Source organism: Alkalicoccus urumqiensis (genome assembly GCF_002993335.1).
In the GTDB taxonomy this organism is placed as follows: Bacteria; Bacillota; Bacilli; order Bacillales; family Salisediminibacteriaceae; genus Alkalicoccus; species Alkalicoccus urumqiensis.
In genome coordinates, this window is the sequence record NZ_PVNS01000009.1 from 102,971 (window position 1) to 127,488 (window position 24,518).

Annotated in this window: 27 protein-coding genes; 3 read left to right on the forward strand and 24 right to left on the reverse strand. The window is 50.4% G+C overall.

The annotated features are described in order from the left end of the window. Window positions 1–40: 40 nt before the first annotated feature. From C6I21_RS10580 to smc, 13 genes are all read right to left on the reverse strand, one after another. Entirely contained in the window at window positions 41–802 is a 762-nt protein-coding gene (locus C6I21_RS10580) for a ribonuclease HII (protein ID WP_105959446.1), read from the reverse strand. Beyond that, window positions 799–1,656: a ribosome biogenesis GTPase YlqF gene (gene ylqF, locus C6I21_RS10585; RefSeq protein WP_105959447.1), complete on the reverse strand. Its 858-nt coding sequence runs from the start codon at window positions 1,654–1,656 to the stop codon at window positions 799–801. Before ylqF ends, C6I21_RS10580 begins: the two co-directional genes overlap by 4 nt. Before the next feature lie 13 nt (window positions 1,657–1,669). Beyond that, complete coding sequence (lepB, locus tag C6I21_RS10590; protein ID WP_105959448.1) at window positions 1,670–2,209, reverse strand: signal peptidase I; 540 nt, start codon at window positions 2,207–2,209, stop codon at window positions 1,670–1,672. Window positions 2,210–2,315: 106 nt separating this feature from the next. After that, on the reverse strand, window positions 2,316–2,660 hold the full coding sequence (gene rplS / locus C6I21_RS10595) for a 50S ribosomal protein L19 (RefSeq protein ID WP_105959449.1): 345 nt from the start codon (window positions 2,658–2,660) through the stop codon (window positions 2,316–2,318). Between the two features lie 120 nt (window positions 2,661–2,780). Continuing rightward, complete coding sequence (trmD, locus tag C6I21_RS10600; protein ID WP_105959450.1) at window positions 2,781–3,518, reverse strand: tRNA (guanosine(37)-N1)-methyltransferase TrmD; 738 nt, start codon at window positions 3,516–3,518, stop codon at window positions 2,781–2,783. Then, window positions 3,518–4,036 carry a ribosome maturation factor RimM gene (rimM, locus tag C6I21_RS10605; RefSeq protein WP_105959451.1) on the reverse strand — a complete coding sequence of 173 codons (519 nt, stop codon included), beginning with the start codon at window positions 4,034–4,036 and terminating at the stop codon, window positions 3,518–3,520. The genes trmD and rimM overlap by 1 nt, the downstream gene beginning before the upstream one ends. Next, a complete protein-coding gene (locus C6I21_RS10610) occupies window positions 4,029–4,445 on the reverse strand; it encodes a YlqD family protein (protein ID WP_105959452.1) in 417 nt (138 codons plus the stop codon). The genes rimM and C6I21_RS10610 overlap by 8 nt, the downstream gene beginning before the upstream one ends. A 135-nt stretch (window positions 4,446–4,580) precedes the next feature. Next, window positions 4,581–4,808: a KH domain-containing protein gene (locus tag C6I21_RS10615; protein ID WP_105959528.1), complete on the reverse strand. Its 228-nt coding sequence runs from the start codon at window positions 4,806–4,808 to the stop codon at window positions 4,581–4,583. Window positions 4,809–4,828: 20 nt separating this feature from the next. Beyond that, window positions 4,829–5,101, reverse strand: a complete 273-nt coding sequence (gene rpsP, locus C6I21_RS10620) for a 30S ribosomal protein S16 (protein ID WP_105959453.1) — start codon at window positions 5,099–5,101, stop codon at window positions 4,829–4,831. 216 nt (window positions 5,102–5,317) lie between these two features. Beyond that, on the reverse strand, window positions 5,318–6,664 hold the full coding sequence (gene ffh / locus C6I21_RS10625; RefSeq protein ID WP_105959454.1) for a signal recognition particle protein: 1,347 nt from the start codon (window positions 6,662–6,664) through the stop codon (window positions 5,318–5,320). Between the two features lie 10 nt (window positions 6,665–6,674). Beyond that, window positions 6,675–7,001 carry a putative DNA-binding protein gene (locus C6I21_RS10630; RefSeq protein ID WP_105959455.1) on the reverse strand — a complete coding sequence of 109 codons (327 nt, stop codon included), beginning with the start codon at window positions 6,999–7,001 and terminating at the stop codon, window positions 6,675–6,677. A 41-nt stretch (window positions 7,002–7,042) separates the two neighbouring features. Then, window positions 7,043–8,029, reverse strand: coding sequence for a signal recognition particle-docking protein FtsY (ftsY, locus tag C6I21_RS10635; RefSeq protein WP_105959456.1), 987 nt, complete (start codon window positions 8,027–8,029; stop codon window positions 7,043–7,045). A 2-nt stretch (window positions 8,030–8,031) separates the two neighbouring features. Further along, window positions 8,032–11,610, reverse strand: a complete 3,579-nt coding sequence (smc, locus tag C6I21_RS10640) for a chromosome segregation protein SMC (RefSeq protein WP_105959457.1) — start codon at window positions 11,608–11,610, stop codon at window positions 8,032–8,034. 159 nt (window positions 11,611–11,769) lie between these two features. Here smc and C6I21_RS10645 point away from each other — a divergent pair, with 159 nt between their 5' ends. Both C6I21_RS10645 and kapB read left to right on the forward strand, forming a co-directional pair. Next, window positions 11,770–11,994 (forward strand): DUF1128 domain-containing protein, encoded by a 225-nt coding sequence (locus C6I21_RS10645; RefSeq protein ID WP_105959458.1) that lies wholly within the window; start codon window positions 11,770–11,772, stop codon window positions 11,992–11,994. A 45-nt stretch (window positions 11,995–12,039) separates the two neighbouring features. Continuing rightward, entirely contained in the window at window positions 12,040–12,411 is a 372-nt protein-coding gene (kapB, locus tag C6I21_RS10650; protein ID WP_425352500.1) for a kinase-associated lipoprotein KapB, read from the forward strand. A gap of 108 nt (window positions 12,412–12,519) precedes the next feature. Here the strand turns inward: kapB and rnc are convergent, their stop codons facing one another. The 9 genes from rnc to sdaAB form a co-directional block, all read right to left on the reverse strand. Next, window positions 12,520–13,239: a ribonuclease III gene (gene rnc, locus C6I21_RS10655; RefSeq protein ID WP_425352501.1), complete on the reverse strand. Its 720-nt coding sequence runs from the start codon at window positions 13,237–13,239 to the stop codon at window positions 12,520–12,522. A 141-nt stretch (window positions 13,240–13,380) separates the two neighbouring features. Continuing rightward, window positions 13,381–13,614, reverse strand: a complete 234-nt coding sequence (acpP, locus tag C6I21_RS10660) for an acyl carrier protein (RefSeq protein WP_105959461.1) — start codon at window positions 13,612–13,614, stop codon at window positions 13,381–13,383. A gap of 56 nt (window positions 13,615–13,670) precedes the next feature. Then, on the reverse strand, window positions 13,671–14,411 hold the full coding sequence (fabG, locus tag C6I21_RS10665) for a 3-oxoacyl-[acyl-carrier-protein] reductase (RefSeq protein ID WP_105959462.1): 741 nt from the start codon (window positions 14,409–14,411) through the stop codon (window positions 13,671–13,673). Then, window positions 14,408–15,352 carry an ACP S-malonyltransferase gene (gene fabD / locus C6I21_RS10670; protein WP_105959463.1) on the reverse strand — a complete coding sequence of 315 codons (945 nt, stop codon included), beginning with the start codon at window positions 15,350–15,352 and terminating at the stop codon, window positions 14,408–14,410. The genes fabG and fabD overlap by 4 nt, the downstream gene beginning before the upstream one ends. A 2-nt stretch (window positions 15,353–15,354) precedes the next feature. Further along, the gene (plsX, locus tag C6I21_RS10675) at window positions 15,355–16,338 is read right to left on the reverse strand and encodes a phosphate acyltransferase PlsX (RefSeq protein WP_105959464.1); all 984 of its coding nucleotides are present in this window, start codon (window positions 16,336–16,338) and stop codon (window positions 15,355–15,357) included. Beyond that, on the reverse strand, window positions 16,335–16,910 hold the full coding sequence (gene fapR, locus C6I21_RS10680) for a transcription factor FapR (protein WP_105959465.1): 576 nt from the start codon (window positions 16,908–16,910) through the stop codon (window positions 16,335–16,337). The genes plsX and fapR overlap by 4 nt, the downstream gene beginning before the upstream one ends. 77 nt (window positions 16,911–16,987) lie before the next feature. Further along, window positions 16,988–19,042 (reverse strand): ATP-dependent DNA helicase RecG, encoded by a 2,055-nt coding sequence (gene recG, locus C6I21_RS10685; protein ID WP_245411606.1) that lies wholly within the window; start codon window positions 19,040–19,042, stop codon window positions 16,988–16,990. Beyond that, window positions 19,020–19,907 (reverse strand): L-serine ammonia-lyase, iron-sulfur-dependent, subunit alpha, encoded by an 888-nt coding sequence (gene sdaAA, locus C6I21_RS10690; RefSeq protein WP_105959466.1) that lies wholly within the window; start codon window positions 19,905–19,907, stop codon window positions 19,020–19,022. Before sdaAA ends, recG begins: the two co-directional genes overlap by 23 nt. Window positions 19,908–19,924: 17 nt before the next feature. Continuing rightward, complete coding sequence (sdaAB, locus tag C6I21_RS10695) at window positions 19,925–20,587, reverse strand: L-serine ammonia-lyase, iron-sulfur-dependent subunit beta (protein ID WP_105959530.1); 663 nt, start codon at window positions 20,585–20,587, stop codon at window positions 19,925–19,927. A gap of 373 nt (window positions 20,588–20,960) precedes the next feature. Here sdaAB and C6I21_RS16545 point away from each other — a divergent pair, with 373 nt between their 5' ends. Then, window positions 20,961–21,251, forward strand: a complete 291-nt coding sequence (locus C6I21_RS16545) for a hypothetical protein (RefSeq protein WP_105959467.1) — start codon at window positions 20,961–20,963, stop codon at window positions 21,249–21,251. A gap of 720 nt (window positions 21,252–21,971) precedes the next feature. Here the strand turns inward: C6I21_RS16545 and C6I21_RS10705 are convergent. Next, complete coding sequence (locus C6I21_RS10705; protein ID WP_105959468.1) at window positions 21,972–22,835, reverse strand: DegV family protein; 864 nt, start codon at window positions 22,833–22,835, stop codon at window positions 21,972–21,974. A 12-nt stretch (window positions 22,836–22,847) separates the two neighbouring features. Continuing rightward, window positions 22,848–24,503: a DAK2 domain-containing protein gene (locus C6I21_RS10710; protein WP_105959469.1), complete on the reverse strand. Its 1,656-nt coding sequence runs from the start codon at window positions 24,501–24,503 to the stop codon at window positions 22,848–22,850. Between the last annotated feature and the right edge of the window lie 15 nt (window positions 24,504–24,518).

Sequence of the window (24,518 nt, forward strand, 5' to 3'; positions counted from 1 at the left end):
CTCTATACTTTCCCGTTTATATCGGCTTCTGTCTGCGGATTTAAAGACAGTTTTTAACCGGAGTAAAGCTTTTTCTATGGATGGAAAGCACACCGTGGGTTTCAAGTGCTTCCAGATGCTGCTTCGTGCCATATCCGGCATGGGCTGCAAAGCCGTAATCCGGCCATTCTGCGTCGAACTGTTTCATTTCGTCATCGCGGTGCACTTTGGCGCAGACCGAGGCTGCAGCAATGGACACCGAGCGGGCATCCCCTTTAATCAGAGATTCCTGAGGCAGATCAAGCGGGAGGTTCATCGCATCCACTAACAGCGCATCGGGCTTTTCCGGCAGATTCTGCACTGCCCGCACCATTGCCTGTCTGGAAGCCTGATAAATATTGAGTTCATCTATTTCCTGTGCACTGCAGCTGCCGATGCCGACGAGTGCATTTTCATACAGGATCCCGGCGAATTCGCGGCGCCTGGCATCGCTGAGCTGTTTGGAATCGGTCAATCCGGGAAGGTAAAAGTTATCCGGAAGAATGACACAGGCAGCGGTTACCGGGCCTGCCAGCGGTCCTCTGCCGACTTCATCCACACCACCGACAGCCTGGAAGCCATTTCGCGCAAAACTATTTTCCACCGCACACATTTCCTGCCATTGCTCAAGCTGAAGCGCCGCACGTGCCTCTCTTTTTCTCCATGCTGCACAGGCTTTGCGGACTCCCGCCCGCGGATCTTTTTCCCATTCCTGAATATCTTCTTCGCTGCAGGTGCCTTCCTGGACCGCCTGCTGCACTTGAGCGACAGACCATTGTTTCATATCTGCTTGTCTCCCGGGTGTTCAAGGGACACACGGCCGAACAAGCCCTGTCTGAAATCGCGGAATACAATCTCAGCAGTCCGGTCGTAATCCACTTCGCCTCCGCTTACGAGGCAGCCGCGCCGTCTGCCGATGGCATCGAACAATTCGACCATGTCTTCTGGAATATGGCTCAGGTCGTATCTGCTTTTCAGCACCTCTGGATACGTATCGGTCATAAAACGGAGGAGAAACACGGCCATATCCTGAAAATCGAGCAGATCTTCCTTTACTGCTCCGGTCAGGGCGAGGCGGTATCCTACGGCCTCCTCTTCAAATTTTGGCCAGAGAATACCTGGTGTATCCAGCAGCTCCATCTCTTTACCGACTTTTATCCACTGCTGTTTTTTCGTTACACCCGGTTTATCGCCGATGATGGCAATTTTTTTCCCGGCAAGTTTATTGATGACTGTCGATTTCCCCACGTTCGGGATACCTAGTATTAGCGTTCTTACGGCTCTTGGATTGATCCCTTTCCGCTCCCATTTAGCAAACAGCACTGACGCCAGTTTTTTCACTTCCTGCGGGATCTGCTTGATGCCTTTCCCGTGCTGGGCATCGATCGTTAATGTCGATGTAAATTCATCCGAAAATGCTTCCTGCCATGCCTTCGTTGTTTCGGGATCGGCAAGATCAGACTTATTAAGCAGCACAAGCCGGGGCTTGTGACTGATAAGTTCTTCAATCATTGGGTTTCTTGATGAGAGCGGTATGCGGGCATCCACAATTTCGATCACCACATCGATCTGTTTTAATTTTTCCGTTACTTCCCTCTTCGCTTTCGCCATATGTCCGGGGTACCATTGTACGGCCATAATCACCCTCCATTCACTGCTTGTTTATCATTTGTATATGTTCCGGCGGCCAGAACACGACATTCGCTTCTCCGACTATTTCACTGACCGGGACGAACCCAATCTGCCGGCTGTCCCTGCTGTTGCTCCGGTTATCTCCCATAACAAAAACATGATCTTCCGGCACGACCTGGTCTGCAGATAACAGTGGCAGCTCAAAATCCGCGGTCTCTATTTCATCTACAGCTGTCTGTAGAAACGGCTCTTCCATTTCCATACCGTTTATATATAACCGGTTATTTTCGTATGCTATCTGCTCGCCCGGCAGACCAATGATCCGTTTGATGTAATCCTTTCCTTCCTCTGCATTGAAAACAACGACGTCAAAACGATCCGGTTCATCAAGCATATATCCTACTTTATTGATGATCATTCTACTGTCGTCCTCCAGTGTCGGCATCATCGACTGTCCTTCTACAATTACCGGGGTAATAAAAAACAACCGGATCATTAAAGCTGCAACAGCTGCAAGCATGATCGTTTTTGCCCAGTCATATATCGTATCCAGATCCATCTGCGTCCACCTCGTTTTCTGTCTGTTACCATCATAGCAGATGACGGAAGAAAGCAAAACGACAAAAAGAGCCGCGCAGGAGAAGACTCCCGCACGGCTCTGTCTGTTACGTGCGTTCTTTGATCCGTGCTGCTTTTCCACGCAGTGCGCGCAGATAGTAAAGCTTGGCACGACGGACCTTACCGCGGCGTTTAACCTCAATCTTTTCGATTCGAGGAGAATTTACCGGGAACGTACGTTCAACACCTACGTTGTAAGAAACTTTACGGACGGTAAACGTCTCGCTGACACCGGATCCGCGGCGCTTGATTACGACACCTTCGAATACCTGGATACGCTCGCGTGTACCTTCCACTACCTTCGCGTGAACGCGGAGTGTATCTCCGGCACGGAAAGCTGGAACGTCCGTTTTCAGCTGTTCTTTAGTAATATCACGAATTAGCTGTTCCATTCTGTTCGCCTCCTTCCCTGAAGATCTTCATGACGGATCCCGTCAGCGGAACATCTTGATCTGGCCGAAGCCACAACGAGAATAATATCACAGTACCTCTTCTCCTGCAATAGGATTCCGCTATTTTGTTGGATAATTCCAGCTGGATAAAAGATCTTTTTCTTTTTCTGTAAGAGAAATGTTCTGAAGAAGATCCGGTCTCCGTTCCCACGTTCTCCGCAGCGATTCCCGGCGCCTCCACGATTCAATGTTGGCATGATGGCCGGACAGCAGGACATCCGGCACCTTCATTCCTCTGAAATCAGAAGGACGGGTATAGTGAGGGTACTCAAGCAGACCGGTGCTGAATGAATCTGTTACCGCCGATTGGTCGTTTCCGAGCGCCCCGGATAAAAGCCTTGTCACACTGTCAGCAACCACCATGGCTCCAATTTCTCCTCCGGTCAGCACATAATCACCGATGGAAATTTCTTCATCCGCCAGATGCTCCCTGATTCTCTCATCGTAGCCTTCATAATGACCACAGAGAAGGATCAGCTCTTCTTCTTCCGCCAGCTCTTCTGCCTTTTTCTGTGAGTAGGTTTCCCCCTGCGGACAGAGCAGAATCACTTTCGGTTTTTTCTCACTTTTCTGCCGCAGATCGTCGACGGCATCGAACAGCGGCTGCGGTGTCAGAACCATTCCACCCCCGCCGCCGTAGGGATAATCGTCGACCCGCTGATGACGGTCTGTGCTGTAGCTGCGGAAATTGACCACATTGTATTCTACTATTCCTTTTTCCACCGCCTGGTGAAGAATGGAATGAGAAAAGAGGCCTTCAAACATCTCTGGAAACAATGTTAATACGGTCATCTTCATTACTCCAGCAGCCCTTCCATCGGAGAAATAATGACTTTCTGGTCATCAATCGACACTTTCAATACAACATCCTCGATATAGGGGATCAGAACCTCCGTATCATCCGGCCGCTTTACCACCCATACATCATTAGCTCCCGGACTGATAATTTCTTTTATCACACCTACCGGCTCTCCCGATTCGGTTTCCATATGCAGACCGATAATCTGGTGGTAATAGTACTCCCCTTCCTCCAGGTCGTGATCAAGCTCATCCATGTGAATTTTGAGCACGCTGTCCCGAAGAAATTCCACATCGTTTATATTTTCCAGCCCCTCAAATTGGAGCAGATCAAACTGTTTGTGCGGCCTTCTGCTTTTGACTGTCAGCTCTTTCGTTGTCCCGTCCGGCCGAAAAGCGGTAAGAACCACACCGGGTTCATACCGCTTTTCAGGAAAATCCGTACGGGAGATCACGCGGACTTCTCCGCGGACGCCGTGCGTATTTACGATTTTACCGACGTTCAGCCAGTCACTCATCGTCTTCCATTCCTCCGTTACGGAGCTCATGGACGACACCGTCTTTAATGACGATTTCTGTTCCTTTCATGATCTCATCCCAGTTGTCGCCCTCTGCTACCTGTTCGATCATTTGAATGGCACCTTCACGAAGCTCTGCGCCCATTTCCAGTTCTTCCAGCTGACCGAGCTTCAGCTCAATCTGGCGGATACGGTCTTTGCGCTTTGCTACTTCTTTATTGAAACTTTCCTGAAGGGAGCGCTGATATTTAGGATCTGTCGTTTCCTTCATTTTCTTATGTAGAACAAATTCAAGCTGCTTCAGTTCATTCGACAGCCGGTATTGACGGGATAGAAACTGTTCCTGAAGCTTCTGCTTGCTGTCTTCTGTTAATATCTGTTTTACGATAACCTTCTTGATGATCTCCATGTGGAGCACCTCCTGCAAAATACATTACCTGTACAGTATACCTGTTTTCGCTTTCAAAAAAAAGGGTCCGCTCTTTTTCTTTCCCGGAGCCGGTTAGTTAAAGAGCCTGACCGCCGCTTCAGGCAGTCAGGCTCTTCATCCGATATCCAGCTGTACACGTTTACCGCGGGTGGTGCCGGCTGCATAGACGACGGAACGGACCGCTTTCGCAATACGCCCCTGTCTGCCTATGACCTTTCCCATGTCATCCGCGTGTACCTCCAGACGAATGCGGAGTGAATGATCATTTTCTTCAGAGGTTACCCGGACATCATCCGGATGATCGACCAGAGCTTTCGCAATCGTTTCCACCAGCTGTTCCAATGCCATTCACTCCTCCAGCATTATTTATTGTTCTTTGCGTTGTGAAGCTGTTCCATCAGACCCTGGCGGGAGAAAAGGTTACGGACGGTGTCGGACGGCTTCGCGCCTTCGAGCATCCATTTTACAGCCTTCTCTTCATCCACGCTGAATTCCACCGGGTTTTTCAGTGGGTTGTAGGTTCCGATCTCTTCAATAAAACGTCCATCACGCGGCGCGCGGGAATCCGCAACGACCACACGGTAGAACGGAGATTTTTTCGCTCCCATTCGCTTCAGACGAATTTTAACTGCCATGTGTTTCACCTCCAAAAATGTCTTGCACGATTTATTATATTAGCATACCCGTTCCATTTGATCAACCCTAGTAAAGGAAAAAATCTTTACACACCTATTTTTCTTTTGCACGACTGCATGAAAACATCGTCAACCGGCATTGATTCCGCTTTCTTCGTATAAAATGACAGAAGCACGCAGCTTCTGTCATTCTCCCGGATGGAAGGTGCGGTGTATTTACATAAACGGAAGCTTCATGCCGCCGCCTTTCTTTTTGCCTTTCTGCATCCCGCTCATCTGTTTCATCATTTTTTTCATATCTTCAAACTGTTTAATCAGCCGGTTGACTTCCTGAATATTGCGGCCTGACCCTTTGGCAATCCGGCGTTTGCGGCTCGCGTTGAGAAGAGACGGGTCATCCCGTTCTGCTTTCGTCATCGAGCGAACGATCGCCTCAATGTGGGCAATCTGCTTATCATCGACCTGCAGATTTTTCATCCCCTTCATTTTGTTGGCGCCCGGCATCATTTTCAGCACTTCATCGAGCGGCCCCATGCTTTTCACCTGCGAGAGCTGTTCGAGGAAATCGTCAAATGTCAGTTCATTCGTCCGCATTTTCCGTTCCAGTTCTTTCGCTTTTTCCTCATCGACAGAGGACTGCGCTTTTTCGATCAGCGTCAGCATATCTCCCATACCTAAAATACGGGAGGCCATGCGCTCCGGATGGAACGGCTCAAGTGCATCCGTTTTCTCTCCCATACCGGCAAATTTGATCGGCTGGCCTGTGACCGCTTTGACGGAAATAGCCGCACCACCGCGTGTATCCCCGTCAAGCTTCGTCATGACGATACCCGTAATACCGAGGCGCTCGTGGAACGTTTCAGCGACATTAACAGCATCCTGTCCGGTCATGGCATCCACAACGAGAAGGACTTCATCCGGATTTACCGCTGCTTTAATCTGATCCAGTTCATCCATCAGATTATCATCGACATGCAGTCGGCCCGCCGTATCCACAATGACATAGTCATGATTGTCTTCTTTCGCCTGCTCCACCGCTTTTGTCGCAATTTCTACAGGATTTACTTGATTACCCATGGAGAAAACAGGCATATCGAGCTGCTTTCCGAGTGTTTCAAGCTGATCGATTGCTGCAGGACGGTAAATGTCTGCAGCCGCCATCAGCGGTTTGCGGTTATGCTTCTTCCGGAGATGCAGTGCCAGTTTTCCGGTAGTTGTCGTTTTACCTGCACCCTGAAGCCCCACCATCATAACGACAGTCGGCGGCCTTGACGCCGTGTTTATTTTTACCTGTTCGCCGCCCATCAGTTTCGTCAGTTCTTCATTGACGACTTTGATGACCTGCTGGCCGGGTGTCAGACTTTCCATTACTTCCTGCCCGACTGCGCGTTCACGTACATCTTTAACAAACTGCTTTACTACTTTGAAGTTGACGTCCGCTTCAAGAAGAGCCAGACGTACTTCCCGCATCATGTCTTTTACGTCGTCCTCGTTGACCTTTCCACGGCCTTTCATGCGGTCCATCGTGCCCTGCAGGCGTTCTGCTAAACTTTCAAATGCCATGGTACGCCTCCTATTCTAGTGCCTCAAGCTCTTTAATAATGACATCGAGATCGGGCACACTTCGTTCGGATAACAATTTTTTTAACTGTGCAATCTGGTTTCTACGGCCTTCATATTTTTCCAGAAGCCCTAATTTTTTCTCATATTCCTCAAGCATAAGTTCCGTACGGCGGATATTATCATATACCGCCTGACGGCTGACGTCAAAGTATTCTGCTATTTCGCCGAGCGACCAGTCATCCAGGTAATACATGGACATATACTGATTCTGCTTTTCCGTCAGCAGCGCGTGATAAAAATCGTATAAATAATTCATCCGGATCGTTTTTTCTATCATTGGCTGATCCTTTCTGGTTGCAGGGTTTTTGGAGAAGGGGTCTACTCTGCTTCCTCGATCACATCGGCAAAGAGTCCATGGACATATTGATCCGGATCAAATTTCTGCAGATCATCCAGTCCCTCACCTAGACCGACATACTTCACCGGTATATCAAGGTCGTTCCGGATTGCCATAACAATGCCGCCTTTTGCCGTGCCATCCAGTTTTGTCAGGATAATGCCGGTTACGTCGGTGGCTTCTCCGAACGTCTTCGCCTGGGAAAGAGCGTTCTGTCCGGTCGTTGCATCGAGCACCAGCAATACTTCGTGCGGTGCAGACGGAATCTCTCTGGTCAACACCCGCTTCACTTTTTCAAGCTCATTCATCAGGTTCACTTTGTTCTGCAGCCGGCCTGCTGTGTCACAAAGCAGGACATCCGCGCCTTTTGATTTTGCAGACTGCACAGCGTCATACATGACGGCTGCCGGATCGGAGCCGGCCTGCTGCTTAATGACGTCCACACCGCTCCGCTTTCCCCATTCCTCGAGCTGTTCAATCGCACCGGCACGGAAGGTGTCGCCTGCAGCAAGCATGACTTTCTTTCCTTCGGCTTTCAGCTGATGGGCCATTTTACCGATCGTTGTCGTTTTTCCAACACCATTGACACCAACGAATAAGAAAACGGTAAGCTCTCCATCCGGCTGCATGTTCAAACTGGTTTCTTCTTCTGATTTTATCAGAAGTTGTGCCAGTTTTTCAGAAATAAGCGGCTGAAGATCTTTCGGTTTTTTAATATTCTGCCGGAGAGCCTCTTCGCGCAGTTCATCTGTCAGCTCCATCACCGTGTTGACGCCGACATCCGCTGCGATCAGTACGTCCTCGAGCTCTTCAAAAAACTCTTCATCCACCGTCCGGTATTCCATCATCAGTTCATTCATCGCACCGACGAAAGACTCCCTCGTTTTTGTTAAACCGCCGCGGAATTTTTCTGTGACAGAGTCCGTCTGCGTTGATAATTTATCTTTCAGCTTCTTAAAAAAACTCATGGTTACATGCTTCCCCTTTCTGCTCCTGCTTCTACTAATTCATCGGTTTCCTCCAGCCTTACGGATACGAGACTCGACACTCCGGAATCCTGCATCGTCACACCGTACAGCGCGTCCGCCTGCTCCATCGTTCCTTTGCGGTGGGTAACGACGATAAACTGCGTATCCCTGCTGAATTCCTTGACGTACGAGGCAAATCTCGTAACGTTGGCTTCATCCAGCGCCGCTTCTACTTCATCCAGAACGCAGAACGGAACCGGTTTAACACGGAGTATGGCAAAGAGAAGCGCGATGGCTGTTAACGAACGTTCGCCTCCGGACAACAAATTTAAGTGCTGTAGTTTTTTTCCGGGCGGCTGTGCCTGAATCTCCACACCTGACGTGAGCAGGCTGTCCGGCTCTGTCAGTTCCAGCGAAGCTTTACCGCCGCCGAAAAGTTCTTTAAACACTTCGGAGAACTCCCGCTTAATATCTTCAAAAGTCGTTTTAAACCTTGTCGTCATCTCATCATCCATCTCAGAAATGACATTCAAGAGTGTCTCTCTTGCTTCATCGAGATCCTGCTTCTGGGAAGAAAGAAAATCAAATCGTTCTTTCACCCGCGCATATTCCTCAATGGCCCCCAGGTTGACAGGGCCAAGCTCATCCATACTCATCCGCAGCAGCTTCACCTGCTCACGGGCTTCTGACAGCTCCATTGTAAGAGGTGCTGCGGCTCTGGCTGCCTCGTAGCTTAGTTCATATTCTTCCCGCAGTTTTGTCAGGCGCTGTTCCATTTCCCCGTCCAGACGGCTCATCTCCAGCTCCTGTGTGTGCCGCTGCTCCTGCAGCCAGGTGCTGCGGCCGTAACATGTTTCCAGCTTCACACGGCCATTTTCCAGCCCGCTGCGAAGATCAGCCCTTATACCGCGTATCTCTTTTAACGAACGCTCGAGCTCTTCTCTTTTCTTTTTCTTTTTCTCCAGATCTTCATCCAGCCGGCCGGCACCCGCTGTCTGATCCGACAGCTCTGCTTCCAGGAGACTGTTTGCTTCATCTTTTTCGATAATCGTCCGCCCGAGAGAAGCCGCTTCTTCTTTCATCTTGCGGAGCGTTTCTTCTGCATGGACTGTCTGTTCTTTTTTCGAAGCCAGGGCCACCTGGAGATCTGTCGTCTCCTGCTGCAGACGTTGGATCGTTTCCGTGCTTTTCTCTTTGTCCACGGCTGCATCTTTCATTTTTCTGTCCAGTTCCTCCAGCTCTTTATCCAGCCCGCTGCACGTTTCCTTTAATGCTTCAACCCGGTCTTTCCCCTCTTCACGGTAAGGGCCGGTTAATTCGAGCTCCGCTTCATCAAGCTTTTCCTGAAGCGTGCGTCGTTTCATGCGCGCCTGCTCTTCGAGGTGTCTCGCTTCTATTTCCTGCTGCCTCGCTTCTTCCCCCTGCATTTCCAGTTCTTTTAATTCCCGCTGGGCAGTTTCTGTCTGCTGCTGCTCCAGTTTCATTTTCTGCTGGAGTTTATCAAGCTCTGCTTCGAGGCGGCTGCACTCCTCTGCGGCTTTTTCAATATCTTCCCCGCGTCCGAGTATCGCACTCTGCTTTTTCTGGACGCTTCCACCGGTCATTGCACCTCCCGGATTCATCACATCACCTTCCAGCGTAACGACCCGGAACTTCCGTCCGGTTGCTTTGGAAACTGCTCTTGCAGCGTCAAGATCCTTCGTGATGAGAACATTTCCGAGCAGATGGTTTTTTACCGTGATGTACATATCTTCAGCGTGGACCAGCTGTGAACCTGTTCCGCAGTAGCCATCAACCTGTTCAGCCTGCGCGGCCGTATTGGACGAAATTTCTCTGGAACGGATCGTATCGAGCGGTAGAAACGTCGCCCGCCCAAGACGTCGCTGCCGCAGCAGCGTAATCGCCTGCTGCGCCGTTTTTTCCGTATCTGCAATTATGTGCTGCTGCGCTGCGCCGAGCGCTGTCTCTACTGCCAGCCGGTACGCTTTCGGCACTGTAAAAAGTTCTGCAGCGGCCCCGTGGATACCGGCGAAGGAACCGCGTTCTTTTAAAACACTTTTCACCCCTTGAAAATAACCGGCATAGTCCTGCTGCAGTTGTTCCAGCGCTTCTTTATCCGCTTTTTTCTGCGACAGCCGGCGGAGGCCCTCATAGTACATCTGCTCTTTTTCTGAGCGGGCGCTTTCCAATTTTTCGAGACTTTTCCGCGTATTCTGCCACGTTGTTACAAGAGATGCGGTTTCTTTCTCTCTCCGGCTCCGGAGCTCTGACAGCTCCGCTTCTATATCCTTCTGCTCCTGAATCTCTTCAATGAGATCCCCGTTCTGTGCTTCCCAGCGTTCGCGCCGTTTATTCTCTCTATCCAGGCGCTCCTCTTCATAACGAAGCTCATTCCCGGCAGCAGCCCGCTCATTGCGTTTATCAAAATACTGGGATTTTAACGATTCCAGGTCTTCCGTGCCTGACGCAGATACTGCCTTCAGCTGAGCGGACGTTGCTTGAAAGGCCTCTTCTGCTTCACGGAGATCAGCCTGAAGGCGCTCGTGTTTTTTCTGCTGTTCTTCCACCTCTTCGTCCAGTTCTTTTTTCTTCAAATGAAGCTGCTCAAGCTCCCGGCGGTACTGTGTTCTATTTTCTGCATAGTGCCGCCGGCGCTCATCATGGAGCTTCATGCGGCTTTCCTGCTGTTCAACCTCTCTGTTTGCGGTAATGAGTTCTTCCTGAACGTTTTCATGTTCCGTCTCTTTTTCTTCAAGCTGGCTGCGCAGAGAGGCCTGTGCGCCTTCGAGCTCTTTGATGTGACGTTTCAGCGCAGTTTCCTCAGCTGAAAGTTCCTCAAGCTTTTCAGAACAGCGCGTCCAATTTTTATGGAGCTCTTCAATGTCTGCTGCAAGTACGGCCGTTTCAATGTCTTTAAGCTCTGCTTTCTGCGCGAGAAATTCCTCCGCAGCCGATGCCTGTTCTTTCAATGGCTCGACCTGCTGTGACAATTCGTGAAGAATATCTTTGACTCTGCTCAGGTTTTCTTCTGTATCCGTTAATTTTTTTTCTGACTGCAGCTTCCGCTGCTGGTATTTTCTTACACCTGCAGCTTCTTCAATCACCGCCCGCCGCTCTTCGGCACGGGTGCTGAGTATTTCTTCCACCCTGCCCTGACCGATGATGGAAAACGACTCTCTGCCGATGCCGGAATCCATAAACAGCTCTATGATGTCTTTCAAGCGGCATGGGTGATTGTTTATCAAGTAATCACTTTCACCACTTCTGAACACCCGCCGCGTAACTGCCACCTCTGTATAATCAATTGGAAGTTTCTTCTCTTCATTATTTAAAACAAGCGTGATTTCAGCCATCTGAACCGGTCTCCGGTCCTCGCTTCCGGCAAAAATAACATCTTCCATTTTCGTCCCTCTCAGGCTTTTGGCAGATTTTTCGCCAAGCACCCATTTTACCGCATCGGAAATATTACTCTTTCCACTGCCGTTTGGACCGACCACTGCTGTAACACCGGACTCAAACTCCACCTGTACCCGGTCAGCAAATGATTTAAATCCAGAGAGTTCCAGTCGTTTCAGGAACATTCTCTCCACCTCAATTCTCTTCTCGTCCGTCGTTTTCAACTAAGCTATTTTACCATACATTCCCGGACTCCCGCACCCGCCTTTGCGTTCAATTCCACTGGGCGCAGAAGGATTTGCATGTTAAACTGAAGATAGAAATGAAAAGGAGGTTTCCTGAACATGGATACTGCGGAAAAAAAAGCCGAAATGGCACAGATGATTGAAGATATTAAAACGAAGCTGCAGATCGTAAACGGCGGCGCGATGAAAGCTGAATTTTACGGTGCAGACAAATACGAAGACATACAGGCGATCCACGCCCACGTGATGTCCAAGCCGAATTTCAGCGTAAATGAAATGGACGCTATCGTTTCTGAACTTGGCTCTATGCGCAACGAAGTGTAACATCTTTTTACAGGACGAACAGCTGAACTGCCAGGAGGTTTTTACATGGGTGATATCGTAACGTGCACGTATAAAACCGGCTCTTATTACGGCGAGCTGCTTGAAACGAATGATTCCAGAGGAACCGGAGTCGTGAAAATACTTGCTGTGAAAAGACACCCGCGGCAGGGAGACCTTCACAATCCGAATCAGACGGACGTTCCTTTTTTTCATGAACGTCCGGCTCTCAGCTATCAGGAAAAAGCCAACATCCCTCTGAACCAGATCAAAATATATACCGGCACCGTTCCAGATTACACTGCTTCTCTTCAGGAGGCGGCAGATGAATACGAGCGCCGGCTGGAAGAAGGGGAAAGCAGCTTTGATCAGCAGAGTCTCGAAACACTCCGCTCTGTCCGGCGGGGCTACCCTGGCTGAGCGCCCGGGTCTGATCAAAATCCGGAAGTGCCAACTGCTTGAAAAAGGATTTATAAAGACAAAAAGCGTGATCGATCAGCAGCCAGGAGGCTCATCGATCACGCTTTTTTATTCGTTGTCCTCGTCGGTCAGTTTTTCCAATGCTTTCTGGGCTGCCATCTGTTCCGCTTCTTTTTTGGAACGTCCGCTTCCCCGTCCGAGCGGATCTTCATCCAGAAGAACCTCAGAGACGAATTCCCTCGAGTGGGCAGGCCCTTTTTCCTGTACGATCTGGTACTGCACCTGTCCCTGGTTCTCACGCTGTATAAGTTCCTGAAGCTGACTTTTAAAGTCCATCATGTGAGAGAAAGCTCCGTCGTGAATTTTCGGGTAAACATAGTTTTCAAGGAAAAGATAAACCGCATCCATTCCGCCGTCCAGATACAGAGATCCGATAAACGCTTCAAACACATCCGCCAGAAGGGCCGGGCGGTTTCTGCCCCCGGTCATCTCCTCGCCTTTTCCGAGAAGAACATATTCACCGAAGCCAAGTTCCTCCGCATTTTTCGCAAGCGACGGTTCACATACGATGGCAGCTCTGAGTTTGGTCATCTCTCCTTCACTCATATGATCGAAGAGCTTAAATAAATACTGGGAGATGGCCAATTCCAAAACAGCATCGCCTAAAAACTCCAGTCTTTCGTTATCATCATGCGGGCGGATGCGGTGTTCATTAACATACGAAGAGTGCGTGAATGCCTGAATAAACAGCGATTCATCTTCATACGTAACACCAAGCTGATCGAGAAACTGCCGGTATTTCGCTTTCTGCGCTTTGGTAAGCTGCATTTTCTTCCCTTGACGTTTCATCCCACGCCGGTATATTTTTCGTGACTGCTGCATAGAAACCTCCAACTTATCGTGTATTTTCGGGTGGTCCATAGAGAAGCAGGCAGGATCCGCATGAGGATCCTGCCGGCAGAGTTCCTCTTATTGATGATTCTCTATGTAGTCGACGACGTCTCCGACCGTTGCGATTTTCTCCGCATCCTCATCGGAAATTTCGAGATCAAACTCATCTTCAAGCTCCATCACGAGTTCTACTACATCCAGAGAATCTGCTCCCAGATCATCTTTAAACGTTGCTTCACGCTTCACCTCGGACTCATCTACACCGAGACGCTCCGAAACGATCTTTGCAATTCTTTCCTGATTTGTTGCCATGTCTTTCACCTCCTTTAGCTATTATAGGATAAACCGCCCTGAAATACCAGACGGGGTCATCCCATATACATGCCACCGTCAACATGAAGCGTCTGGCCGGTCATGTAGGCTGATGCTTCTTCTGTAAGGAAACGGACGACACCAGCGATCTGCTCCGGCTCGCCGAGTCTTCCAAGTGGAATCTGGCCGAGAAGCGCTTCCTGCTGCTCTTCCGTCAGCTCATCTGTCATCTCTGTCGAAATAAAGCCCGGTGACACCGCATTTACGAGAATGTTCCGGTTGGCAAGTTCTTTAGCCATCGATTTTGTAAGACCAAGAATTCCGGCTTTACTTGCTACGTAGTTAGCCTGCCCCGGGTTCCCTGCGGAGGCAACGATGGAGGAAATGTTTATAATTCTTCCGCTGCGCTGCTTCATCATCGGCCTTGTCACAGCTTTTGAGCAGAGAAATGTTCCCTTTAAATTTGTATCCACGACGGCATCAAAATCTTCTTCTTTCATTCTCATAAGAAGGTTGTCCTTTGTAATTCCGGCATTATTGACGAGTATATCAATACTGCCGAAGTCATCCTGAATCTGCTTCATCATCTGCTGCACTTGTGTGCCGTCTGATACGTCGGCCTGATAAACTTCCGCCTTCACACCTAGTTCGCGGCAGTCCGCAGCCGTCTTTTCCGCCTTTTCGGTATTCCCCGCAAAATTTACTGCGATATTCCGTCCAGATTTTGCAAGTTCCAGGCAGATCGCGCGGCCGATGCCTCTCGATCCTCCTGTAACTACTGCTGTCTGTGTACTCATTCTGTATCCTCCCCCCAGGCAGCTTTTGCTTTATCCGCAGTTTCTGTGTCAAAAACCGGGAGCGTTTCCGCCCGTCTGTCTATTTTTTTAACAAGTCCGCTAAGCACTTTACCCGGTCCAGCTTCGACAAACCTCGTCACACCTCGCTCCGACAAGTACCGGATCGTATCCTCCCAGAGAACCGGCGAGGCGATCTGGGCTTCGAGCGCACCGGGAATGTCCTCTTTGGAAACCGGCTGGGCATTTACGTTTGCTATCACGGGAATGCCGGGTTCGCTGATTTCCAGGAACTGAAGCTCCGGTTTCATTTTCTCTGCCGCAGGTTTCATCAGACTGGAATGAAACGGACCGCTGACCTGCAGCATCATGGCACGGCGTGCCCCTGCTTCTTTAGCCAGTTCCACAGCACGTTCTACGCCCGCTCTGCTACCGGAAATGACAATCTGGCCCGGACAGTTGTAGTTGGCCGGCTCCACGACGCCCGTTTCCGCAGAAGCCTGTTCTGTCACTTTCTTAAGCGCATCCCTCTCCAGGCCGAGAACGGCTGCCATCGCTCCTTCTCCGGATGGAACCGCTTCTTCCATAAACTTCCCACGTTTCTGAACCGCCTTCAGCGCTTCTGCAAACGGTACGGCTCCAGCAGCGGTCAGCGCGCTGTACTCTCCCAGACTGTGACCTGCTGCATAGGAAGGTGTGAGCCCATCCGCCTTCAGCACTTCCCAGACAGCGGTGCTCACTGTCAGAAGTGCCGGCTGCGTGTTTTCTGTGCGTTTTAATTCCTCTTCATCTCCGTTAAAAATCAATTCCACAAATTCCGGACCGAGAACACTTTCTGCAAGACGAAAGACTGCCTCCGCCTCTTTCCGCGAATCGAAAAGGTCTTTTCCCATCCCGATATGCTGCGATCCCTGTCCTGGAAAAATGACTGCTGTTTTTACCATCATTACTCCTCCTCTGCTGCTTTACGGATCATTGGAATGACGTTTTCCTGATGCATGGTTACGGCCTGTCTGACAGCACTGAAAAAGGCGTGACCGTCCGACGAACCGTGTGCCTTAATGACCGGTGCCTGCAGTCCGAACAGACCGGCGCCGCCGTATTCTGCATAATCAAGCTTTGAACGGACATTTTTAAACGCCGGTTTTAAAACGCCTGCAGCCAGCTTATTCTTCAGCGAGGAAGTCAGTTCCTTCCGAAGAATCTGGAACAGGGAAAGCGCCGTTCCTTCGATCGTCTTCAGCACCAGATTTCCGGAAAAGCCATCGGTGACGACGATATCTGCTCTGCCTTCCAAAAGTTCTCTGCCTTCAATATTACCGATAAAGTGGATATCCGCCTGTTCCAGGCCGTCGAATGCTTCTTTAACAAGCTCCGTGCCTTTCCCTCCCTCTGCTCCAACGTTCAGCAGAGCGACTCGCGGCTTTTCAATCCCCCGCACGCGATTCATATATACTGATCCCATTTCAGCATACTGCACGAGGTGGGACGCTTTCGCTTCCATGTTGGCTCCGACGTCAAGAAGGAGGAAGCCACCGCCGTCAAGCGTCGGCAGCATCGGTGCAAGTGCAGGCCGCTCAATCCCGGGAATTCTGCCTACGATAAGAAGGCCGGCTGTCATCAGAGCACCAGTATTTCCTGCTGATATACATGCATCTGCTTCCTTATCTTTCACCATTTGAACGGCTTTAACCATCGATGCTTCTTTTTTCCTGCGTACAGCTTTCACCGGTGCATCATCTGATTCTATCTTTTCTGTTGTATGTACGATCCGGACGCGGCTGCTTTCAAGCCAGTCCTCCTTCATCTGCGATTCATCGCCTACTAAAATAAGCTCCAGATCCGGAAATGCATCATGTGCACTCCGGCAGCCATCGAGCGCACTCTGCGGCGCATTGTCACCGCCCATCACATCTACTGCCAGTTTCATGATAGCTCCCCCTTCTCCACCTGGTCTTCGCGGAACATATGAAACGAACCGCTGAAAACGAGTTTCTGTCCGACAAAACTTTCGACATTTACATGCGTCCTGTTCTGCGCTGCCTTATTGACGCGGGCTTTTGCAATGACACGGTCTCCTGCATATACCTGCCGTTTAAACGAGACTTCCGCTTCTGTCGTAAGTGCCAGTTCATCATCAATCACCGCTACAGCGAGAGAGTTCGCCTGTGCAAATAGATGGTGGCCTCTGGCAATATGATTTCTTGAAAAAGCATGCTCTTCTTTAATATCAAGAATTGATATCGCATAGGAATCCAGCTCCAGATCAACGATATCCCCGATCACTTCCTCTTCCGGGAGTGCCTTCACTGGATCATACTGCTTCTGGGCCACGTCTTTAATCCGTTCCCGCACTTCCGGTATATTCATCTCCAGACGATCGAGACGGATCGTCTGCACGCTCACATCAAAAAATGAAGCGAGCGCATCATCTGTTATGAATGGATCTTCTTCAATTTTTTCCCGGAGTTTCGGCTGCCGCTGCCGTTTATTCCATTTCATCGTATCACTTCCATGATCATAGGACTAGGTACTAATTGTAGTATATAGAACGGAGCACCGCCTGTCAAAGCGGCACTCTAGTCCATTCTATCTGCATCAAAGACGCCTTCCTTCTCAAGCATCTGCCGGAGACCGCGATAAGAGGAATCTTTCCAGAAAGCATCGGATTCCACAAGCTTAACGGCATCCTGACGCGCCGTTTCAAGCGCTTTAAAATCTTCCGCAATGTCCGCTACTTTCAGCTCAGGCAGCCCGCTCTGCTTGACCCCGAAAAAATCACCCGGGCCCCGGAGCTCCAGATCGCGCTGGGATAATTCAAACCCATCATTCGTTTCTGTCATAATGCTCATCCGCTCTTTACCATTGTCGGATTTTGGATCAGCGAGCAGAATGCAGTACGCCTGATCACTTCCGCGGCCGACACGTCCCCGGAGCTGATGAAGCTGGGCAAGACCGAACCGGTTGGCATCATAAATAACCATCAGTGTTGCATTCGGTACGTTGACGCCGACTTCCACCACGGTAGTGGAAACCAGTACTTGAACGCTGTTTTCTGCAAACTGCTGCATCACTTCTTCTTTGTCCTGTGCAGGAAGCCTTCCGTGCATCAGTCCGGCTTTCAATTCAGGAAGCGCCTCCTGGATCTGGGTGTGGAGGTCGATGGCATTCTGCACATCAAGCACGTCAGATTCTTCAATTAATGGACAGATTACGTATGTCTGGTGCCCGGCCTCCGCCTGTCTGCGGATAAATCCAAGAACTCTCGGCATCATATCCGGCTTTACCCAATACGTTTCCACCGGCTTTCTTCCGGCGGGCATTTCGTCAATAGTCGAGACATCCATGTCGCCGAAAGCCGTGATGGCAAGCGTCCTTGGAATAGGCGTGGCTGTCATAAACAAAACATCCGGCTGAAGCCCTTTTTCCCGGAGTACTCTGCGCTGCTGCACACCGAACCGGTGCTGCTCATCTGTTATCACGAGACCGAGACGGTGAAAATCCACCCCTTCCTGAATAAGCGCGTGGGTGCCGATAATAATGTCGATCTCACCGGCAGCGAGCTTTTCAAGCGTTTCCCGTTTGGCTTTCGTTTTAGATGAACCTGATAAATGAGCGGTGCGGATACCGCTGTTCTCAAATAATTCTGCAAGCGACTGGGCATGCTGCTCAGCGAGGATTTCAGTCGGGACCATCAGCGCCCCCTGATATCCGGAACGAACAGCAGCGAGCAGTGCTGCTGCCGCTACAATCGTCTTACCCGACCCGACGTCTCCCTGCAGCAGCCGGTTCATGCGGTACGGACTTTTCATATCTTCTGTAATTTCGTGGAGCACTCTTTCCTGTGCAGAGGTAAGTGGAAAAGGAAGTTTGTTTATAAATTGTACCAATTCAGATGGATCCCACACTTTTTCCGTTCCGCTGTCCGCTTCCCTCTGCGTCTTTCTGAAAATCTGCATTTTCAGCTGGAAGACGAGAAGTTCTTCATATACCATCCGTCTGCGCGCCTGTTCAAATAAATCCATATCATGAGGGAAATGAAGGTGGTAGCAGGCTTTTGAGCGTTCCATCAGCTTGTATTTTTTCAACGCCGGATCCGGCAGTATTTCCTGAATATCTTCCTGGAAATCCTGAAATACGCGGGCGATCCACTTTTTCAATGATGCGAGCTTAATGCCGCTTTTCAGCGGATATACCGGTTCAATTTCTCCATCGTCCGCAGGCTGTTTTAAAACAGCTCCCTGCACCATCAGGCGGTGTCTGTCAAATTTACCGTGAAAAGTGACGTAATCACCTGGCTGGATCTGACGTTTTAAAAATGCCTGATTAAAAAAAACAGCCTGTACGAGGACGTTGTCAACAAGGACGCGGATGGTCAGGCGCGATTTTTTCGGACCGTAAAAGCGGAGTTCCGGCTGACTGTGGACGGCTCCCTGCAGCGTGACTTTCTCTTCATGCTCCACTTCGTGAATATTCCGGACAGCGAAATCATCATAGCGGAAAGGAAAATAGAAGATTAAATCGTGGATCGTATAAATGCCGAGATCAGCGAGCTGTTCCACGGCTCTCGGTCCGACTCCCTGCACCGATGACACAGGCTGGGTCAGCACGTCAGCGTACCCCGTTTCCAGCACCGAAAAGCTCCTCCTTCCACCTGCGGCCGGTAGGAGTTGCTGCCAGTCCGCCTTCGCCGGTTTCCCGGAGAGAAGTAGGCATATTCTGGCCGATACGGTACATCGCATCAATAACTTCATCGCATGGGATCCGGCTTTCTATCCCTGCAAGTGCCATATCCGCAGCAAGAAGTGCCTGAGCAGTGCCGCCTGCATTCCGCTTCACGCAGGGAACTTCGACAAGGCCGGCCACCGGATCGCAGACGAGACCGAGCATATTTTTCAGCGTCATTGCCATCGCCTGTGCCGACTGCCTCGGCGTACCTCCAGCCATTTCAACAATCGCTGCGGATGCCATTCCGGCCGCAGAGCCGACTTCGGCCTGACAGCCGCCGGCCGCACCGGAAATAACCGCATTGTTGGCAACAACGAAGCCGAAAGCTCCGCTGACAAAGAGAAACCGGATCATCGCTTCCCGGTCAGGGTTCAGCTTTTCTTTCACTGCGAACAACGTACCCGGTACTACTCCGGATGCTCCAGCGGTAGGCGTGGCACAGATCGTTCCCATCGCTGCGTTCACTTCATTCACAGCCATTGCTTTTGCTGCCGCATCAAGCATCGTATCGCCGGACAGCGGCTCCCGGATCATCCGGTATTCATGAAGCTTTTTCCCATCGCCGCCGGTAAGTCCTGTAACAGACTGAACCGTGTCGAGAATCCCCCGTTCCACCGCGCGTTCCATTACAGATAAATTCCGCTCCATCTGTTCCATGACGGATTCTCTCGTTTTATTCTGCGCCTCCATTTCCTGAAGGATCATCACTTCAGAAATTGGAATTCCTTCTTTTTCTGCTTTCTGCACCAGCTCTTCAGCATTTCGAAACATGCGTCATTCCTCCTCCCCTATTCGTGTATTTTCGTTACCTGTCGGCACTGCGGCACCTGTTCCATTTTCTGAATGAGTCCGGCCGAGACATTCTGGTCCACCTCAATAACCATAAGCGCCTCTTTGCCTTTTTCTTTCCGGGATACCTGCATCTGACCGATATTGACTTCTGCATCTGCAAGAATATCTGCTACAGCAGCTACAGCTCCGTACCGGTCTTCATGTACAATCAAAAGCGCCGGGTGGTTGCCGCTGAGATGCAGGTCGAAACCATTCCATTTCGTAATATCCACTTTGCCTCCGCCGATGGAAATGCCTTCAAGCGTCATTGTTTCTTCACCCTCAGACAGCTCAATCATCACCGTGTTCGGGTGCAGAGACACTTCGTCTTCTTCAATAAATTCGTACTGGAGCCCTTCCTTGTCCGCCTCCTGACGGGAAGTGCGGATACGCTCATCGCTGGTATCAAAACCGAGGACCCCTCCAAGAAGCGCTGCATCGGTTCCATGACCTCTGTATGTTTTGGCAAATGAGCCGTACAGATGGAACACTGCTCTGGACGGGCTCCGCCGGAACATCTGCCTGGCTACGAGACCGATTCGTGCAGCTCCTGCAGTATGAGAGCTGGAAGGTCCGATCATAACCGGACCGATAATATCAAACACGCTGCGGTATTTCATTTTCATGCTCCTCTCCTCTTCAGGTACCTGGTTATTGCTGATGAAATAACTCCCTTGTTATCTACTGTCAGTGTAGCAGAGAACGCCCGTTCCTTCCAGATGCAATGTGTTCACTGAAAAGATTGTTCTTTCTATGTATACATCACGGAAAACACGCCGTTCTAAGCAGCATGCCGGTGCTTCCGGCTTAAAAGTACGCTTCTACCGAACAGCGGAGAAGCTCCATCAACAGAAACAATCGGTACACGGAACAGAACGCTGAAATGCTATAACCCTTGGCATCCCTGCCCGGAAGAGGCTTCAGGCTTTATACATTTTTACTCCATAAAATAACCCAGGCAGAAACCGCCTGACCTTAAAAAAGGGAGGTCTGTTGAACAGGTTCCCGCTTCCTGCCTGCACCTGCAGCCGTTCGCGTTCCGGAGGGAATCTGAAAAGCGGAAGCGCCCTGCTTACGAGCGACCAGTCCTGGAAGCCCTGCCGACGAAAGCTGATCTTCGCTTTCGTCGGCAGGGGTGAAGGAACCTCGAGCGAGTGGGTGCTGCAGCTGGACAATACTTCGATTGAAGAAGCACGGCTTCGCGCGGCCGCGCCGCATGGCAGAAAATCGCTGCCCTGCGGCTTAAACCAAAGGCCGGCTCCGCTCGTGCTTTCAACCGCTTGACGCGGCGTGGATTTTCGCCTCGTTCGGATCCTCCCGGAGTCGACGGCCTCCGGTTTCGGCAGGTAGAAAGAAAACGCTTGTTAGAAGCGGTACCTTCTGTATAGAAACTGCTTCCATCCAGTTCCGGAGTAAGGGTCATTATTGCCTTACGCATTTCGTTCCTGCTACGGAGCCTCTGTATTTCGTCTCTATTTTACTACGCTTCGGAGCGTTCGGCAGGGACGCCGGTGGAATTAAGCGCAGTCGCCCGAAAAGCGGAAGCGCCCTGGTCACGAGCGACCAGTCCTGGAGGCCCTGCCGAAGAAAGCTGCTCTTTGCTTTCTTCGGCAGGGGTGAAGGAACCTCGAGCGAGTGGGCGCTGCAGCTGGACAATGCTTCGATTGAAGAAGCATGGCTCCGCGCGGCCGCGCCGCATGGCAGAAGATCACTGCCCGGCGGCTCAAACCAAAGGCCGGCTCCGCTCATGCTTTGCAGCCGTGCAAACAGCGCCCGGCTGGAAGACAAGCCCACGGCAAGCTTCTGCCGGGTAGCGGAGAAGCTTTATCAACAGAAACAAACGGTAAATGTAACAGAACACTGAAATGCTATAACCCTTAGCATCCCTTCTCGGAAGAGGCTTCAGACTTTATACATTTTTACTCCACAAAAAAACTGCTGCCTCCGGCTTGGAGGCAGCAGCTCAGTGTAACCAGTTGGTTTGAATTCAGGACGTTCGTCTGCTCAGTTTTTACGGGCTGCGGGCGCAACGCTGATCGATACCGTTCCCGGACCGACATGGGTTCCGATGACCGGACCGATATCGGTGATCACTTCCTGCTGGACATCGAACGATTCTTTCATCCGGTCCATGAATGCGGATGCTTCTGCAGGTGCCTGAGCATGAGAAATCCCTACGTGCACAGGTCTTCCATTAAACCGGTTCCGAAATTCAGATACGATCTTCTCTGCAGCTTTCCTGCTTCCGCGGACTTTTTCAAACGGATATACTTCCCCCGCTTCATTAAGCGAGAGGATCGGCTTTATTTTCAGAAGCGATCCGACGAGCGCAGAAGCTTTGCCGATACGCCCGTTTTTCTGCAGATATTCAAGTGTATCAACCATGAAAAAGACCGTTGTATCTTCAAGCATTTCATCGATCCGCTGCCGGATGGATTCAAGCGATTCTCCCTGCGCCGCCATTCGCGCAGCTTCTGCTGCGATAATACCGATCGCGTAGGAAGCGCGGCGGGAATCAATTACCTCGACCGGCACGCTGTCTCCCAGTGTCTGCTGTGCAATATAGGCAGACTGATACGTACCGCTCAGCTTGGAGGATAGGTGAATGGAAAGTATCTGTTCGACACCGTCTTCATTCAGTTCCTGATACACTTCTTCAAACTGTCCCGGAGTAGGCTGGGAAGTAGTAGGGATGGTCTCAGAAGCGGAGAGCTTCTCGTAAAACTGGGAGGAAGTAAGGTCCACTCCATCCTCGTACGTATCCTCACCGAAATGTACTTTCAGTGGTACTACCTTAATACCGAGTTCGTTTGCGAGCGCTTCAGGAATATCTGCTGTTGAATCTGTTACGATCACGATCCTGCCCATACCATTCACTCCTTATTCTACGGAAATAATATACGAATAAAGCGGCTGACTGCCTTCATGCACTTCCACTTCTACTTCAGGAAACTTCTCTTCTACAAAGGATGCCAGTGCATCTGCTTCTTCTGCCGTCCGGTCTTCCCCGTAAATCAGCGTAACGATTTCCGATTCCCCGTCGACCAGTTCCTGCAGAAGGTTCTGTGCCACTTCCGCTACATCCGTGCCGCAGTTTAAGATTTTTTTTCCGGAGATACCCATATAATCTCCTTTTTTGATCGCCGTACCATCAATACTCGTATCCCTGACCGCGTACGTAACTTCCCCGGTTTTGACTTCCGTGGATGCTTCTTCCATTGCCGGAGCAAGCTCATCCAGGCCGCCGTTCTCTTCGTAGGCGAGCATGGCCGCCAGACCCTGCGGTACCGATTTCGTTTTCACAACACGGACGTCGGCATCCGCCACTTCCGCTGCCTGTTCTGCGGCCATAATGATGTTTCCGTTGTTTGGAAGAAGGATGACACGGGAAGCCCCGCTGTCATCAATCGCGCGGATAAAGTCTTCCGTTGACGGATTCATCGTCTGACCACCTTCGATAACTGTATAGGCACCAAGTCCTTCAAAAAGTGCCTTGATTCCGCTTCCCATCCCTACAGTGATCACAGCCGGTTCGGTTACTTTTTTCTTTTTGGCGGGCTCATTCACGATAGATTCATGCTGGTCACGCATATTTTCCGCTTTGATCTGCACGAGGGAACCGAACTGCTGGGCCTCGTTGATTACTTCGCCGGGGAAATCCGCATGAATATGTATTTTTAGGAGCTCTTCATCTGACACGACGAGAAGGGAATCTCCGTATTCACTCAGCTTCTCCCGGAAATTGTCCTCATCAAATGGTTTTTGACTCAATTTTTCTGCATCGAACTTTACCATGACCTCTGTACAGTACGTAAATGTAATATCTTCAGCATTCATATGAGACTGGGCGGATTGATGATGCTCCATTTTCACCAGTTCTTCCAGAGAAGGCTCTTCCTCTTCTCTGTACGACATTTCTTTTCCTTCCAGTACAGCTTCAAAAGCCTCATAGATTGTTAACAGACCTTGTCCTCCGGAATCTACGACCCCTACTTCTTTAAGCACCGGCAGAAGGTCCGGGGTTCTCTCCAGCGAAGCTTTCGCTTCTTTCGTGACAGCTTTCATGACAAATGTACAGTCATCTTCCTCAACTGAAGCATCCCAGCCGGCTTTGGCTGAATCTTTTGCGACGGTGAGAATCGTTCCCTCTACAGGCTTCATTACTGCTTTGTAAGCCGTCTCCACACCCTGCTGAAAAGCTTCTGCCAGTTCCGTACCGCTTACAGACTCCTTGCCTTCCAGCGCTTTGGAAAAACCACGGAACAGCTGTGATAAAATGACGCCGGAATTTCCGCGGGCTCCCATAAGAAGTCCTTTTGCGAAACGTCCTGCAGTCACACCTGCAGAAGAAGACTCCTGCGCCTTCATTTCTTTAACACCTGAAGTCATCGTCAGGTTCATGTTCGTTCCAGTGTCCCCATCCGGGACAGGAAAAACATTAAGTGCATCGATTTTTTTTGACTGGGCGGACAGATTCGCCGCCCCTCCCTGGATCATTTGAACAAGTTTTTCTCCTTGAATCGTTTGTACAGACACTGCGTTTCCCCCTGA

Excerpts from the sequence above, each read along its gene's own strand:
- C6I21_RS10580 (WP_105959446.1), bottom strand. The coding sequence starts at position 802 with ATGAAACAATGGTCTGTCGCTCAAGTGCAGCAGGCGGTCCAGGAAGGC.
- ylqF (WP_105959447.1), bottom strand. The coding sequence starts at position 1,656 with ATGGCCGTACAATGGTACCCCGGACATATGGCGAAAGCGAAGAGGGAA.
- lepB (WP_105959448.1), bottom strand. The coding sequence starts at position 2,209 with ATGGATCTGGATACGATATATGACTGGGCAAAAACGATCATGCTTGCA.
- rplS (WP_105959449.1), bottom strand. The coding sequence starts at position 2,660 with ATGGAACAGCTAATTCGTGATATTACTAAAGAACAGCTGAAAACGGAC.
- trmD (WP_105959450.1), bottom strand. The coding sequence starts at position 3,518 with ATGAAGATGACCGTATTAACATTGTTTCCAGAGATGTTTGAAGGCCTC.
- rimM (WP_105959451.1), bottom strand. The coding sequence starts at position 4,036 with ATGAGTGACTGGCTGAACGTCGGTAAAATCGTAAATACGCACGGCGTC.
- C6I21_RS10610 (WP_105959452.1), bottom strand. The coding sequence starts at position 4,445 with ATGGAGATCATCAAGAAGGTTATCGTAAAACAGATATTAACAGAAGAC.
- rpsP (WP_105959453.1), bottom strand. The coding sequence starts at position 5,101 with ATGGCAGTTAAAATTCGTCTGAAGCGAATGGGAGCGAAAAAATCTCCG.
- ffh (WP_105959454.1), bottom strand. The coding sequence starts at position 6,664 with ATGGCATTTGAAAGTTTAGCAGAACGCCTGCAGGGCACGATGGACCGC.
- C6I21_RS10630 (WP_105959455.1), bottom strand. The coding sequence starts at position 7,001 with ATGATAGAAAAAACGATCCGGATGAATTATTTATACGATTTTTATCAC.
- ftsY (WP_105959456.1), bottom strand. The coding sequence starts at position 8,029 with ATGAGTTTTTTTAAGAAGCTGAAAGATAAATTATCAACGCAGACGGAC.
- smc (WP_105959457.1), bottom strand. The coding sequence starts at position 11,610 with ATGTTCCTGAAACGACTGGAACTCTCTGGATTTAAATCATTTGCTGAC.
- C6I21_RS10645 (WP_105959458.1), top strand. The coding sequence starts at position 11,770 with ATGGATACTGCGGAAAAAAAAGCCGAAATGGCACAGATGATTGAAGAT.
- kapB (WP_425352500.1), top strand. The coding sequence starts at position 12,040 with ATGGGTGATATCGTAACGTGCACGTATAAAACCGGCTCTTATTACGGC.
- rnc (WP_425352501.1), bottom strand. The coding sequence starts at position 13,239 with ATGCAGCTTACCAAAGCGCAGAAAGCGAAATACCGGCAGTTTCTCGAT.
- acpP (WP_105959461.1), bottom strand. The coding sequence starts at position 13,614 with ATGGCAACAAATCAGGAAAGAATTGCAAAGATCGTTTCGGAGCGTCTC.
- fabG (WP_105959462.1), bottom strand. The coding sequence starts at position 14,411 with ATGAGTACACAGACAGCAGTAGTTACAGGAGGATCGAGAGGCATCGGC.
- fabD (WP_105959463.1), bottom strand. The coding sequence starts at position 15,352 with ATGGTAAAAACAGCAGTCATTTTTCCAGGACAGGGATCGCAGCATATC.
- plsX (WP_105959464.1), bottom strand. The coding sequence starts at position 16,338 with ATGAAACTGGCAGTAGATGTGATGGGCGGTGACAATGCGCCGCAGAGT.
- fapR (WP_105959465.1), bottom strand. The coding sequence starts at position 16,910 with ATGAAATGGAATAAACGGCAGCGGCAGCCGAAACTCCGGGAAAAAATT.
- sdaAA (WP_105959466.1), bottom strand. The coding sequence starts at position 19,907 with ATGTTTCGAAATGCTGAAGAGCTGGTGCAGAAAGCAGAAAAAGAAGGA.
- sdaAB (WP_105959530.1), bottom strand. The coding sequence starts at position 20,587 with ATGAAATACCGCAGCGTGTTTGATATTATCGGTCCGGTTATGATCGGA.
- C6I21_RS10705 (WP_105959468.1), bottom strand. The coding sequence starts at position 22,835 with ATGGGCAGGATCGTGATCGTAACAGATTCAACAGCAGATATTCCTGAA.